The 14,913-nt window shown below is 70.1% G+C and carries 8 protein-coding genes; 5 read left to right on the forward strand and 3 right to left on the reverse strand.

Annotated features, from left to right (window positions below):
• Positions 1 to 128: 128 nt before the first annotated feature.
• Positions 129 to 2,153, reverse strand: a complete 2,025-nt coding sequence (locus IPH07_35080; protein MBK6922667.1) for a hypothetical protein — start codon at positions 2,151 to 2,153, stop codon at positions 129 to 131.
• A gap of 156 nt (positions 2,154 to 2,309) precedes the next feature.
• Positions 2,310 to 3,977, reverse strand: a complete 1,668-nt coding sequence (locus IPH07_35085; GenBank protein ID MBK6922668.1) for a VCBS repeat-containing protein — start codon at positions 3,975 to 3,977, stop codon at positions 2,310 to 2,312.
• A gap of 192 nt (positions 3,978 to 4,169) precedes the next feature.
• On the opposite strand from IPH07_35085, the gene IPH07_35090 reads away from it, so the two are divergent.
• Together IPH07_35090 and IPH07_35095 are read left to right on the forward strand one after the other, a co-directional pair.
• Positions 4,170 to 5,213 (forward strand): hypothetical protein, encoded by a 1,044-nt coding sequence (locus IPH07_35090; protein MBK6922669.1) that lies wholly within the window; start codon positions 4,170 to 4,172, stop codon positions 5,211 to 5,213.
• A 427-nt stretch (positions 5,214 to 5,640) separates the two neighbouring features.
• On the forward strand, positions 5,641 to 5,988 hold the full coding sequence (locus IPH07_35095; protein MBK6922670.1) for a hypothetical protein: 348 nt from the start codon (positions 5,641 to 5,643) through the stop codon (positions 5,986 to 5,988).
• Positions 5,989 to 6,127: 139 nt separating this feature from the next.
• On the opposite strand, the gene IPH07_35100 is transcribed toward IPH07_35095, so the two are convergent.
• A complete protein-coding gene (locus IPH07_35100; protein MBK6922671.1) occupies positions 6,128 to 7,309 on the reverse strand; it encodes an amidohydrolase in 1,182 nt (393 codons plus the stop codon).
• A gap of 61 nt (positions 7,310 to 7,370) precedes the next feature.
• Between IPH07_35100 and IPH07_35105 the strand changes: the two genes are divergently transcribed.
• The 3 genes from IPH07_35105 (at position 7,371) to IPH07_35115 (ending at position 14,877) form a co-directional block, all read left to right on the forward strand.
• Positions 7,371 to 8,066, forward strand: coding sequence for a DUF3025 domain-containing protein (locus IPH07_35105; protein ID MBK6922672.1), 696 nt, complete (start codon positions 7,371 to 7,373; stop codon positions 8,064 to 8,066).
• Positions 8,067 to 8,105: 39 nt separating this feature from the next.
• Positions 8,106 to 8,597 carry a C-GCAxxG-C-C family protein gene (locus IPH07_35110; protein MBK6922673.1) on the forward strand — a complete coding sequence of 164 codons (492 nt, stop codon included), beginning with the start codon at positions 8,106 to 8,108 and terminating at the stop codon, positions 8,595 to 8,597.
• 70 nt (positions 8,598 to 8,667) lie between these two features.
• A complete protein-coding gene (locus IPH07_35115; protein MBK6922674.1) occupies positions 8,668 to 14,877 on the forward strand; it encodes a protein kinase in 6,210 nt (2,069 codons plus the stop codon).
• Positions 14,878 to 14,913 lie beyond the last annotated feature (36 nt).

The raw sequence follows: 14,913 nt of genomic DNA on the forward strand, positions 1-14,913 counted from the left end.
CCTCCTGCGCCGTACGCGGGGGTCCGCGCGTTGACTCGACGACGCAGCCGTGGGTGCCGTTCGGCGTCGTATCGATCCTCGCGCCACCCGCGAGACAACTCACAGGTCCCGCAGCTCGATCGTCAGGTTCACCCAACGCGCCCGATCATCGCCTCGCCGACCAGCCACGAGGTGGACACTCCGTACGAGCCCTCGGCCCGCAGAAGAACTTTGGCACGGCACCGCTGCCGGGTCGGTTGGTGATCGATGTGGGCATGAACCTGCACGATCTCGCCTGCGCGAGCAAATGCGATGGCCTGCGTCGACCCGCCCTCGATCGGATGGCGCGTGATCCTGCGGCCGCAACGCATGACGAGCTCGAGTGACGCGGACTCGGGCGCGGGTGCCCATAGCGTGAGCTTGCCAATGACGAATGCCGACGAAGCGTCTCGGCTCGGGAGGAACACCGAGAAGTCGAACGTAGCCGGCGGCTGCGCGGGCTGACGGATTGTCCGCGCTGGCGGTGGCGGCGACACGCACTCACCGGGCGTCATCTCGCCGTTGCGCAGGCATACGCGTGCCAACGGTATCGTCCGCTGTCCCGGTGATACGCCGACGACGGCACCGCGGCACACATGCTCACGAAGACCGGTGTCGGGCTGGATGTGCGCCGATAGCCGGACCCATTCGCCGGCATCGAGCGCCACGAACTCATGCTCGACGATCTGAGACTCGACCACTGGCAGTCCAGATTGTGGGCAGCTGGTCAAGACGACCAAGTGGTCGGGTGCCGGGGTGCGGCCTGCGGTGACGCCCAGGTCCCACCTGCTGCCGTCCTTCTCGATGTCGACGGACCAAGCATGCGGGCCGATCACGGCGCGTGGCGGGCAAGCGCCCGGTTCGCTCGCATCGCGATCGAAGCACACGTCTACGCGGTCGCGAACTGCGGGGGTCAGGCCCGGATCCACGAGCAGTGTCGTCACGCGACAGCCGATCCCGGATCCGTAGTATCCGACGCGGATGAACAGACGTTGATCGATCGCCACCGTGCCGCCAGCGCGTGGCAGTGCGCCCGCGGGGATCACTTCCCTCGCTTCGGTGGTGAGCCCTTCGTAGGGTGCATTCGAGCAGGTGGCGTTGACCACGAGTCGCGCGCTCGGTCTGGTGTCGACCGTCAACCGTGCCGTCGAATGCAATGCAAGAACCTCCGAGGACGCTTGGGGCTCTTGGGACTGCCACACGACCCGCAACCCTTCGATGCCGAGCGCACCGGGCTCGGGCATGGTGACCTGCGGATCGGCTGCGACATCGACGAACTCGATGTTCCCGTAGGTATCCGTGGCCATCGCACCAACCTCGTCGGCGCCGGCGACGAGCGCGGCCTCGGCGAGCGCCGCCAGCTGCTGCCCAGGCACATCGTGGTCGGCCACCAGGATCAGTTGCGCACCGAGATCGCTCGCGCGCGTGGCCGCGAGGTGCGGCGCGATTGCTGCGATCGCCGCGTCGATCTCGCTGGTATGCAGCGCGGCGTCATCGACACCGACAGTCATGCCGCTTCGCGTGACCCGCATCGCGATGCCCGCGCCCTGACGGCCTCGGACATCAACGGTGGGCAGTCGCGCCAAGTCGGCGTCGGATAACGCCCAAGGGCTCTGCCACAGCCAGTGGTCGGCGAGCGCCGCAGCCAGGTCTGGCTCGGCGCCCTGGCGCACCATCTGGTCGTAGGCGGCGAACGTGCTGAGGTGCGACCCGGAGAGCTCGAAGCGGACAGGGTCGGCAAGTCCGAAGTGACCCAGCTCGCAGGGCTCGTAGGCCGCCCGCCGTGCCTTCGCAGATCCAGCCCCGTTCGCGAAGGCCTGCCTGGCAGCGACGAGTGAGGCCTCGAAGTCCGCGCACGTCGAGCGCAGCGCGGCGTCGTGCCGGTCGAGGTTGAGAGGGACGTGAAGATGCTCATCCGAGAGAAAGGCCACGGGCAGTCCGGGACAGGCCTCGTAGGCGATCCGGCCGGCTCGACCCTCGTTGGGGCTCGGACCGAACCACAGCGGGTGTGCCTCGCGCCATGACTCCAGACTCGCGACACCGGCGCGCAGCGTCGCGTTGGAGCAGGGCTGTGACGGCTGGCAGGCCGCAGCCGCCACGACCGCGCACGCGAGCCATCGTCTCCACCCGATCATGTCGTCGGTCCGTCCTCAGTTGCGAAGATGCCGCGCACGAGCCTCCGGTTCGCACGAGTGGCGGCGCGAGATCCAGGGCCCGTCGATTCCTCCCGCGATCGCACGCGACTGGAGCGAATGATCCGCGAAGACGCCCACGCTCCTGGATGGCGACGCTCAGCCCTCGGGCTCGCAGACCGAGCCGCCCTCGATCTGAGCGTTGGTGCGGAAGGTGTTGAGGTACTGCCAGTGCGGCGGCTCGTGCTGCGGGATGGTGCCGTCCTCGCGCACGTTCGTGACGTGGTAGGTGTGCTGGTTCCAGATGCGGCGGGCTTGGATCCACCGATCTTGGGCGTCGCGGTACACCTGCACGGTCGGGTGCGCGTCGTTGTGATTGGTGACCACGACGATCTCGGCCGAGCCGTCGTTGTCGACGTCGGCGACCACGGGGTACTCGATGATCGTGATGCTGCCGCGCGGTGCCATCAGCTGCACGTCACCGCTGAGACCGTCGAAGACCCACAGCTGGCTCTCGTCACCGTAGATGGCCTCGGCGATGCCGTCGCCGAGGAAGTCGAACGCGGTGCCCGAGGCCAGGCCGCTGAGGTCGGCCACCGGTGCGCTCCAATTCGTCGAGGCGTCGCCCTCGAACGAGGTGTAGTGATTCGAAGAGCTGACCGCGAACTCGGCATGATCGTCGCCGTCGAGGTCGTGGATCGTCGCGGGCCGACGCCAGTCGCCGTCGCCGGTGGGATTCATGGGGCCGAGCTTCACGGTGCCATCGTGCTCGAGAATGGTGAAGCCGCTGCTCTGAATCACGATGATCTCCGGCGCGCCGTCGTCGTCGATGTCGCCGATGGTCGGGTGTCCGCCTTCGATGCTGGTGCTGAACAGCTGCGAGCCGTCGTGATGCCACGCGCTGCGCCCGAGCACGAGCTCGAGATCACCATCGTCGTCGAGATCCGCGGCCGCCGACGAGGTCCAGTACAATGAGCTGAAGTCGGTATCACCGGCGGCGAACAGCTGGTTACCATCGCCGTCGAGCACCCGATTCGCGATGATGATCTCGGTGCTGCCGTCGTTGTCGAGATCGGCCAGCGCGATCGCGTGCTCGCCCGAGAGCCCCATCCCGTCGTTCTGCCACTTGGGGGTGCCGTCGTGCTCCCAGGCGGACACGCCCGAACCACCGCAGCTGCCGTTCGAGCCGGTCTGCGCGACGATCTCCATCAGCCCATCGCCGTCGATGTCGCCGATCGCGGGCGTGCTCGCGCGCGCGACCGCAGCGACGATCTCGAAGTGCAGGCTGCCGGTCGCGCCATCGAGCACGAACAGGTGCGCGTCGGCGCAGGTGCCGGTGTTGACCGTCACGACGATGTCGGGCGTGTCGCAGAGATCGATCTCGCCGTCGCTGTTGTCGTCGGTCAGGTTGCCGACCAGCGGCGTCACGATGCTGTCGTTGAAGCTGCCCTGCCCGGCCCAGCTCCACTGCAACATCGGCGCAAACGAGTCTGCCGGCGCCTTCATCTCGCACGGCCCCATCGCATCACCCTCGTCGCTCACCTTGCAGATGTCGATGGGCGCACCGGTGGTACCGGACTCGTCGCCGACGCCGACATCGAAGATCGGACCCTGGCCGCTGCCCGAGCCGCTCGAGTCCGCGGGGCCCGTCGCGCTCGTGGTCTGGCCGCTCACCGAGGTCGCCGCCGTCGTGCTCGTGCCGCCGTCGGAGCCCGGCGCAGAGGTCTCCGAGATGACCGCGTCGTCGCGATCGCCAGTGGTGCCGCAGGCCCACGCGAGCAACGGCGCCAACGCGAGGTAACCACCAGCAGCAGGACGGATCGTCATGTTCACCTACCGCGGGGGATCATCGCCGGTCTGCGATCCGCCGTCGAGGCACGCCCGCGGCCGCTGGGCGGGCGCCACGCCGCGATGGTCGAGCTCCCGCGCGTGACCACGGACACGCGCCGACCGAACCACCGGCGCGTGGGCGTTACCAACCCCGACGTCGGGCGCGGACCCGGCAGGGATGGTGGTGCGATGCACGGACGGGTAGCGAATCTCTGGGTGGTGTCGATCGTGGCCGTGACGGCCTGCGCGAGTGAGTTGGACGAGATGGACGCCGCGGACACCGATGGGTCCGCGCTGCGTGCCTGGGTCAGCAGCTCGTCGTCGTCCAGCTCGTCGTCCAGCTCGTCGTCGTCGAGCACGTCGTCGTCGACGGGCACGTCGTCGTCGTCGTCGAGCAGCTCCTCGTCGTCGACGGGCACGTCATCGTCGTCGTCGTCGGGCACGACCGGTAGCGAGTCCACGGGCGGCGGCTGCACGCAGAACTCCGACTGCGACGACCTCGAGGACTGTACCGACGATGTCTGCGCCGACGGCCATTGCTCGAACACCGCCGTGGCCGACGACACCGAGTGCGACGACGACCTCAACTCTTGCACCCGTGACGTGTGCGTCGCCGGCGTCTGCACCCATCCCGAGAAGGAGATGGGTGCGTCGTGCGACGACGAACCCAACCCGGCCACCGAGGACAAGTGTTGTGGCGACGCCTGCACCCACTACCCGAGCGGCGCCCTCGCGGTCTCCTACGCCGCCACGCTCTACGATCCCCAGAACCAGCGCGGCGACGTGAACAAGGACGGCAAGATCGACGACGCCGATCGCTGCCCGATCGGCAGCCTGAGCGCGAGCCTCACCGGGCCGAGTCCCGGTGCCGATGCCGGCGCTGCCGTCGTCACCTTCACCGTCACGATGACGTTCTACGTCGACGGCGACCCCGCGGTCCCCGCCGCCTGCACACAGCTGGAGGGACGCGACATCGCCCAGGCCTTGGGCAACATGACACCGCCGATCGAGGGCTACAGCTACAATCCCGCGACCGGCACGGCGACGATCACTCGTGAGTCCGTGCTGTGCTGCGAGAGCAGCCCGATCGATCTCACGCTCGACATGAGCGGCCCGAGCTTCGCGAACAACGTGTTCTTCCTGAGCGCAGATGTCGACGTGGGCGTCGACGACTGCTGCTATGTCAGCTCGATCTCGGGCACGATCGGGGAGCTGATCTTCCACGAGGAATGAGCGAGCGAGCCGGACTTCTGGCATGCCGCCACCAGCACGCCGGCCCGTCCAACGCACACAGGGCGTTCAACGCCGAAGCGTCCGCGATGCGTTCACTCCCGGGTCTCCGTCGTCGCCGATTTGCTTCTGGCGGCAACGCGCGCTGCGAGACCTTTGCAACGGCTGCCGCCGCGTGCTACCCGATCTCCTGGTGGGGGCGAACAACAATCGCAGATGCGTTCTTTCTGACTCGCGCAGGTCGAGTCGGCACGGCGCGCAGGCTTCTCGACTGCGCTGGCTACCGCTGTGTGGGCTGGTCGCGTGCTCCGAACCAGGCGAGGACCGAGCGACGCCACAGCTCGAGCCGGTCGCCGCGTATCAATCGTGCGAGAGATACACGAACCAAGTACTCGTTCGTGACTGCCTTCCCCTTGGGACCTTGCATCACGTGGATGCCGACCACTTCGTGGGGATCTCCGCGGCCGGTGAGAACACCGACGAGTACGAAGTTTGCGCGACGATCTTGGGAGCGGACAGCGACACCATCTGCAGTGTGTCGGATGCGGCCGGCACCGCGGCGGACACCGGCGGAGAGCGCGTTTGCGTGCCGATCGACACGTTGGATTCCCTGCAGCTCGCGTGGCAGCATTCGGATACATCGAACGGAAATTGCTCATGGAAGTTCGAAGTCGTCGACGACAGGGATGACCCGGCGGACGAACTCACGCTCCACCTCGTGCCTCCGCCCGACGAGTGTGCGCCGGCAGAGGAACTCGAGCGTTGTTTCGAGTTCTAGTGTCCGGACACGCCGCCCCCCCGAGTCCGTTGCAGCCGGTCCCGCCGCCGACACTCGATCCGCACGCGGCACCCACCGCGGAGCTTCAGGCCCCCGAAGAACAGCTACGGGGTCGGCATCCTCCGCGGCATCCTCGGCATCAGCGCGCGCGTTCGTCCACGATGCCGAGGAACATCGCGATCGCGTCCGGAATCACGCGATCGTCGAAGTCGAAATCGGGGTGATGACACCCGGGCGTCTCGCGATCGGCGTCACCCGTGCCGACGAAGAAGAACGCGCCCGGCACCGCTTGGCACAGGTAGGCGAAGTCCTCGCCGCCCGCGATCGGCAGGCCCGCATCGCTGACGCAGTCGGGCCCGAGCACGCGCGCCGCGACGCTGCGCACGACCTCGGCACAGTCGGGGTCGTTCATGACCACCGGGTAGCCAGGCTCGAGCTGCAGGTCGGCGCGCACGCCCATCGCCGCCGCAACACCGTGCACGACCTCGCCGATGCGCTCGAGCACGCGCGCGGTGATGTCGGGCGCGAAGGTGCGGACGGTGCCCTCGAGCTCGGCGCGCTCGGGCAGCACGTTGTCGGTGGTGCCGGACGTGAAGCGACAGATGCTCACGACGGCGCCGCCGTCGTAGCCGAGCCCGCGCGCGACCACGGTCTGCAATGCGACGACGATCTGCGCCGCCGCGACGATCGGATCGCGGCAGATCTGCGGCTGGCTGCCGTGACCACCGACACCGTGCACGGTGATGCCGAGCCAGTGGGTCTGCGCCATCATCGGGCCCGGCTTCACGTGCACTCGGCCGCGCGCATGGCCGGGCCAGTTGTGCAGGCCGTAGACCTCGTCGACGCCCGCGAGCGCGCCCTCGGCGACCATGCGCTTGGCACCGCCACCATCGACGCCCTCTTCGGCGGGCTGGAACAGCAGCCGCACGTTGCCCGCGATGTGCTCGCGGCGCGCCGCGAGCATCGCCGCGACACCGAGCAGCACCGCGGTGTGACCATCGTGGCCGCACTTGTGCGCGCGGCCCTCGTGCACCGAGCGGTACGGCAGATCGGTGTGCTCGGGCATCGGCAAGCAGTCCATGTCGGCCCGCAGCGCAATCGTGCGACCGCGCGGCTGCCCGTGTAGATCGGCGACCAAGCCGGTGCCCGCGCACGCCCGCGGCGTCCAGCCGTGGCGCTCGAGGAACGTGCGCACGAGTGCCTGCGTGCGGTGCTCCTCGAAGCCGAGCTCGGGGTGCTGGTGGAGATCGTGGCGGATCGTCACCAGCTCCGGGTGCAGGCGCTCGAGATCGGATCGCACGGCGGCATCGAGGACGGGCATGGGCGAGTGCAGGCTACTCCAGGCCCGCGTTCGGCTACGCTCGTGCGCCGGACATGGCGACGTGAGCGATCGATCACCGTGGCACGACCATGTGCCGCTGCGGGCCCTGGCGCGGCGTTACCCCGCGCTCGCGAGCGCCGAGCCACCGACGCGCGACGAGCTCGCGCGCCTGGTCGCGCCCGAAAACTGGCAACTGGTCGCGCCGTCGTCGCGCGCCCACGCCTACGAACACGCGATCGCCCAGGGGTGCATCCCCACCCGCGATCGCTCGTGGCATGATGCGTTCAACGTGATCGTGTTCGCGGGCTTCCCCGTGGCCAAGCGCGCCCTGCATGCCCGCGTCGCCGCGGCCATGGCCGCTCGCGCGCGCACCGGCCCGCGCAGCCGCGAGGAGGACGCTCTGGCGTTGCTCGACGAGACCGCGGTGCTGGTGGTCGGCGACGACACGACGATCGCGGGCTTCGACGCCGCGCGGGCCCACGCCGACGTGGACGGCATGGACCACGCCCTCGCCGATCGCGGCTGCGCCTTCGTCTTCGGCCACGCGCTGCTCGAGCACCTCGTGCTGGGTCGCCATCCGATCGGCGCCGGCGTGTGCACGCTCGTGCTCGATCGCCCGCACGACCGCGGCGCCGTCGACCTCGCGCTCGCCGGGGCCATCGCCGCCGGTCGTTTCGCAGCGCCGTGCTTTGCACCCACGGTGCCGTGGCCCGAGCCGCGCGTCGAGGCCTGGTGCCACGCGCCCGACGTGGCATGATCGCCGGTGATGGCGACCGGCGTGCAGGGGCGCGGCCCGATCCGCTCGAAGGCGCTCGTGCTCTACCAGGGCGAGCGCACGCCGCATCGCTCGTGCGGCATCGCGTTGGCCGAGGCCTTCGGCCGCCCCACCGCGGCCTACCAGAGCCTGCGCCGCGGCGGCATCACCGGTGAAGGCACCTGCGGCGCCATCGTGGCCGGGCAGCTGCTGCTTGGGGAGCTGCTCGGCGACCCCGACCCCTGCGGCAAGGTCACGCCCGCGCTGCGCAGCGCGATGACGCGCTACCTCGCCCGGGTCCACGCGGAGCTCGATCGCGACGGCGTCGAGTCGACGATCTGCAACCACATGACCGCGCCCAAGGGCGAGTTCACCTCGGCGGCGCGTCACGCCTTCTGCACGGGGATTGCCGCCCAGGTCGCACAGCTGGTCGACGAGACCTTGCGCGAGCACGGCGTCGCGGTCACGGCGACGCCCGTGGCCCTGGCCGATGGCGGGCAGTTCGATCCCAACGTCGACGACGACGTGCCCTGAGCGGGCGATCACCCGTCCGCGCCACCCTCGCGCCGGCGGGCACCGCGGGCGTTCCAAAGCTCGCGCTCGGGTGGGGATCTCTGCGAACATCCCCGCGCCCGTCCACCGACGGGCCGACAACACCATGGTTCAGATCCCCGACGAACTCGCCCGTGCGATCCAATCCGGCGACTGTGTGCTCTGGGTGGGCGCCGGTATCGGTGCCCTCGGTGCACGCCCGGGCTGGGAGCCCCTGCTGCGCAAGCTCGTCACGAGCTGCCCCGAAGATGCCCGCGAGGCGCTCGGCGATCTCATCGAGCAGGGCCGCTGGCGCACGGTGCTGTCGTACGTGCACCGCCACTTCGGTGACGAGCCGCTCGCGAAGGTGCTCAAGGAGGTCTCGAGCGAGTCACAGGATGCCGCGCTCGACCCCGGTGCCGCAGCGCTGGCCGAGCTGCCGTGGCGCGCCTGCTTCGCGACCACGTACCCCGATCTCGTGGCCCGCGTGTTCGCGCAGGCCGGCCGTCGCGGCGATGTCATCTCGCACGTCGACGTGCACCACCTCTCGCTGCGCGACCACGCAGAGTTCTTCATCCTGCGTACGCCCCCCAACGGCCGCGCGATGCGGGCCGACGGCGTGTTCTACGATCTGGTCGAGGAGGTCGCGCGGACCCGCACGATCCTGTTCCTCGGCTTCGATCCCGACGATCCGGATCTCGTGCAGATCCTCGATCTGCTCGATCGCATCGGACGCGGCAACCAACACTTCGCGCTGCTGCCGTGGGTCACGCCACCCGAGGCCGAGGAGCTGCGCGATCGCTACGCGATCGAGGTGATCGGCGGGGCCGCGAGCGCGTCGCTGCCGGCACTCGTCGCCGACCTCTCGCGCGCGTGCACCGAGGTCGCGGTGCGACCGAGCACGGCCGGCGATCGCCTGGTCGCGCTGGACCTCGCCCGCGTCGTGCGCGGGGTCGACGTGCGGGCCGACCTCGCCCGCGACGAGGCCTTGACCCTCGACATCGGCTGGATCGAGCACCTCATCGACGCGCTGCCCGCCGGTGGGCTGGCCGGCGTCGGCAGCAGCACGCTGCTGCGCACCGGCAGCGCCCTGCTCGCGCACGGCCGCATCGATCGCGCGCGCCGCTGCTTCCAGCAGGTCATCACCCACGGTGCCGGCCGCGAGTACAGCAACATCGCGCGCTTCGATCTCGCGTGGGCCGCTGCGCTCGAGGGTGATCGCGCGGCCGCGCTCGAGGGCTTCACCGCCTGCCTCGAGAGCGATCGCAGCCTCGCGATCGTGCCGCCGCGCTTCGAGCTCGTCGAGATCACGGGCGCCACCGGCACCGGCCTGGTGCTGCGATGCCGCGATCGCGAGCACAAGACCGAGCTCGAGGTCACCGTCGCGACCATGCCGCGTGCGGTCGGCGAGCAGGAGCAGTCGCGCTTCCACGTCGCCGTGCAGGCGCTCGCGGGCGTCGATCACCCGAGCGTGAAGGGGGTGCGCGGCGGCTTCGCCGACGGCCGCCTGTTCGGCATCACGCGCGAGCCGACCCCGGGGCTGTTGCTCTCCGACTCGCTCGAGGACAAGCCGATGGCGCTGGCCAAGGTGCTCGAGCTGGTGCGGCCGCTCGCCGACGGGCTCGCGGCCTGCCACGCGGCCGGCGTGCTGCATCGCAACGTGAACCCACGCAACGTGCTGGTATCCGGCGACGGTGCGGTGCTGCGCGGCTTCGGCTTCCCGCCGGTGATCGGCTTCTCGCGACCGTCGGTGCGCGCGGCCAACCTCGGCTACGCGGCGCCCGAGCTGCTCGCCGGTGCGGCTGCCACGGCGGCCAGCGACGTGTACTCCCTGGCCGCGCTGGTCTATCGGCTCGTCACCGGGCAGACGCCCGCTGGTGCGGTCGCAGCGGTGCACGGCTTCGGCGACGACATCGATCCGCGACTCGAGCCGGTGTTGCGCGCGGCGCTGCACCCCGACAGCGCCGCACGTCCTTCACTCGCAAAGCTGCGCGAGCAGCTCGACGAGATCCTCGCGACGCCCGACATCGGCCGCGCGCTGCGGGAGTCGGGGCGCACGGCTGCGCCTGGGGCCGAGCAGGTCGTCGACCTCGGCTCGCGACCGATCGCGGTGCCGAAGGCCACCGGCGATCGCGGCTCGGCCGAGGCCGCGGTGCCGCAGGCGGTGGCCGACGCCGTGTCGGCGCCGCTGGGCCAGAAGTTCTTGCCGCCCGAGGATCCCGACGATCTCGAGGGCTGGGCGTGGATCCTCGAGCGCAAGCCGACCCACGTCGAGGCTCGCGCGGCGATCGTGCGCATCGAGAACCAGGCCCGCGAGGCGCTGCGGTGGGATCGCGTGGCCGAGGCGCTCAAGGTGCGGCTGGGCAACACGCAGATCGCCCGTGACCGCATCGCGCTCATCCGCGAGCTGGCCGAGATCTACGAGCAGAAGCTGGCCGCGCCCGCGAGCGCGTTCGAGATCGTGCAGAGCCTGATCGAGGAGCTGCCGGCCAACCTGCAGCCCTCGGCGGCCGACGATCTGCGACGACTCGCGGAACTCACCGGCCAGTGGTCGCAGCTCGCCGACAGCATGATGATCGTGGCCGAGCGTGCCACCGAGGTCGAAACCCAGGCGCGCTTGTTCGCCGAGCTCGGAGGCATCTTCGCCGAGAAGCTCGGCGCCGGCGACCGGGCCGTCGCCGCCTTCGAGAAGGCCAACGAGCTGGCCCCGACCGCGGCCACACTGCAGGCCGTGGTGCCGCTGTACCGCAAGCTCGGCCGCGACGCGGAGCTGGGCGGTGCGTTGATCTCGCTGGCAGATCTGCAGCAGGGCGCCGATCGCCACGCGTCGCTGGTGGCGGCGGCCAAGCTGCTGCGCGAGTCGCTGGACGACGAGGAGAGCGCCTTCGGTGCCATCGAGATCGTGCTCGCCGAAGACCCCGAGCACGCCGACGCGCTGGCCGCAGGCGAGTCGCTCGCGCGCGCGCTCGATCGCAAGGCATCGCTGGTCGACATCCTCGCCCGCCGCGGTCAGGCCGCGCTGAGCGACGCCGACGCGGCCGCGGCCCTGCGCGAGGCCGCGTCGCTGGCCCAGGAGTTGGGCGATGGCGATCGGCGCATCGAGCTGCTCGGCAAGCTGTTGCAGCGCCGTGGTGACGATCGCGAGGCCGCCCTTGCACTCGTGACCGCGCTGCGCGACGCGTACGGCCGCGACCCCGGTCGCCGCACCGCGCTCATCGACGCGCTCGCGACCTACGTCGACCGCGTCGATGCGGCGGCCGAGCGCGCGGCGCTGCTCGCCGAGCAGGCCGCACTGCTCGATCAGGAACTCGACGGCAAGGAGCGCGCCGCCGATGCCCGCGAGCGCATCCTCGAGACCGTGCCCGCCGACCACGCGCTGGCGGGCGAGGCCGTCGCGGCGCTGGCCAAGTGGTACCGCCGCCAGGACGACCGCGCCGCGCTGGCCAAGCTGTGGCAGCGCCGCGCGCAGGGCAACGACGCCAGCGAGGCGGTGCAGCTCGAGGCGTGGCAGCAGCTGCTCGAGCTGCGCAAGGCCGCGCCCGACGACACCGCCACGATCGAGGCGCTCGAGCAACTCTCGCGGCTGCAACCCGCCGAGACCAAGTGGCGCGACGATCTGCTCGAGCGCTACCTCGCGATCGACGACTTCAAGCGCGCCGGACCGCTGATCCGCGCGCAGGTCGACGCCGAGACCGACCCCAAGCGCAAGGCCGAGCTGCTGCTGCGCGGCGGCATCCTGCGCCAGGAGCTGGGCAAGATCGAAGGCGCCGTCGATGCGCTCGAGCAGGCGGTCGCGCTCGATCCTTCGCTCACCGATGCATGGCTGCAGCTGCGCGAGCTGTACGCCGCCAACGACCAGCCGCTCAAGGCCATCGAGGCCCAGGTCAACGCCGCGCAGGGCCACGGCAACCGCATCGAGAAGGTGAAGCTGCTGTTCGACGCCGGCCGGAAGTACGTCGACGAGCTCGGCAAGCCCGATCGCGGGCTGGTGCTGCTCGAGCAGGTCGTCGAGCTCGATCCCGACCATCGCGAGGCGACCGGCATCTTGCTCGAGCGCCTGGTCGCGCAGGGCGATCTGCAGCGGGCGTGGCCGCAGGCGCAGACCTACGTGATGCAGGTGCGCTCGCAGCAGGCCAACGACCACGCGCTCAACCTGCGCGCGCTGTCGCTGGCCGGCCGCTGCGCGCTGGCTGTCGACGCCAAGGATCGCGCCCGCGAGTACCTCGAGAAGGCGCGAGCACTCGATGCCACCAACCTCGACGTGCTGCGCTTGCTCGCCGAGCTCGACATGGACGCCGGCAAGTTCGCCGATGCCCTGCGTCACTACCAATCGGTGGTGCTCGGGGTGGGTGACAAGCTCGCGCCCGGCGAGCTCTCACGGCTGTACGTGCGCATGGGCGACGCTCGCCTGGGCATGGACGAGAAGCCCAAGGCGATCCAGATGCTCGAGCGCGCGATCGACATCGATCCCGACAACGAGCCCGCGATCGAGCGCATGATCGAGCTGGCGACCGGGGCCGGCGGCGCGCCGGCGCTGGTGAAGGCCAAGCGCCTGCTGGTCGATCTGATGGCGCGGCGCGAGCAGTCGGCCGATGATCCCGCGCCGCTGCAGCAGCGCCGCATCGCGCTGTTGCAGGAGATCTCGAAGGTCCAGGTCGACGATCTCAAGCTGCTCGAGGACGGCGTGCGCACCCTCGAGGAGGTGCTCGCGATCGTGCCGGACGATCCGTCGATCCTCCACAAGATGCTCGATCTCTTCACCGTCGCGCAGCGCTGGCGCGACGCCACCAACGTGCTGTCGCGCCTGGCCGAGGCGCAGAAGAGCGATGTCATCCGCGCCAAGTACCTCTACGCCGGCGCGGTGATCGTCCGCGACCACCTCGACGACGACGCCGCATCCCGCGACTGGTTCACGCGCACGATGGAGTGCGACCCCAACCACGAGAAGGCCTACGTCGCGTTCATCGAGCTGCTCGAGAAGACCAAGGACTACAAAGAGCTCGGCCGGCAGATCCGCGCGCGCTTGAAGGCGCTGCCCGAAGGCACGCCGCCGGCCAAGCACCTCGAGCTGTTCACGCGGCTCGGCGAGGTCTACGAGAAGCTCGATCAGCACAAGACCGCGCTCATGGCCTTCCACCAGGCCGCGCGCCTGGCCGGCGCCGCCGGCGAGAACGAGGACCAGGTCCGCAAGCGGCACGAGAAGGCCATGAAGATGGCAATCGCACTCGGCGACGACGAGCTCGACAAGGCCGTGTCCCACGGCCACGCGCTGATCTCGGCGGCGCCGATGGAGTTCGAGACCTACCACCGCCTGGTCGAGCTCTACCTGAAGATGAACCGCAAGGACCGCGCGCGCTCGATCGCGCGGACGCTCAAGTTCCTCAAGCAGGCCGACGAGGCCGAGGTCGAGCTCGCCGAGTCTGCGGGCGTCGGGGGCCAGGCCCGCGGCACCATCTCGCGCGAGCTGTGGCGACAGGCCGTCTACCACTCGAGCATCGACCCACGACTGTCGGACGTGTTCGCGATGGTGTGGCCGATGGTCGCCGCTCGCGAGGGCCGCACGCTCGCGCACCATCGCGTGCGTCGTGACGCGCGCATCGAGGTCTCGATCCAGTCGCCGACGGCGCTGGCGCGGTTCCTCGCCCACGCCTGCCAGGTGCTCGATGCCCCCGTGCCCGACTTCTACCTGCAGGAGACCGAGACCGGTGGTTTCACGGTCGACGCGCTCGCCGATGTCGACGGTGGCCCGAACCGCACGGTGTACCCCTCGGTGCTGGCCGGTCGCGAGGCCATTGGCGAGCAGGGCGAGGCCGGCAACAAGTTCCGCACCGGCCGCGTGATCGCCCGTGCGAAGCCCGAGCACATCCTCTCGGTGGTGCTGTCGTCGGCCACGAGCCTGCGCAACGCCGCGTGGGGTGCGATCGCGGTCACGCTGCCCGAGGTGGCGGTGCCGCTCGACTGCAAGACCGAGGCGACCGCGTATGCCGACGAGTTCCGCAAGTTCCTGCAGGCCTCGCGGCTCGAGCAGCTCAAGCCGCTGACCACCAAGATCGCCAAGGCCGGCGACGTCGATGCCCGCGCGTGGCAGAGCGGCGTCGCGTACACCGTCACGCGGGCCGGCTTCGTGCTGAGCGACAGCCTCGAGATCGCCGCGCAGATCCTCACCCGCGAGGGCGACAAGGGCAGCCCAGTGCCGGCCAAGGATCGCATCCGCGATCTGGTGTCCTACAGCGTCAGCGAGCCGTATTTGCGCCTGCGCAAGGAACTGAACCTCGGGCGATAGCGAACCGCCGGAGCACGCACGACGACGTGCTCCGGC

The sequence above is a fragment of the Deltaproteobacteria bacterium genome (assembly GCA_016709225.1).
Lineage (GTDB): Bacteria > Myxococcota_A > Polyangia > Nannocystales > Nannocystaceae > Xiheibacterium > Xiheibacterium phototrophicum.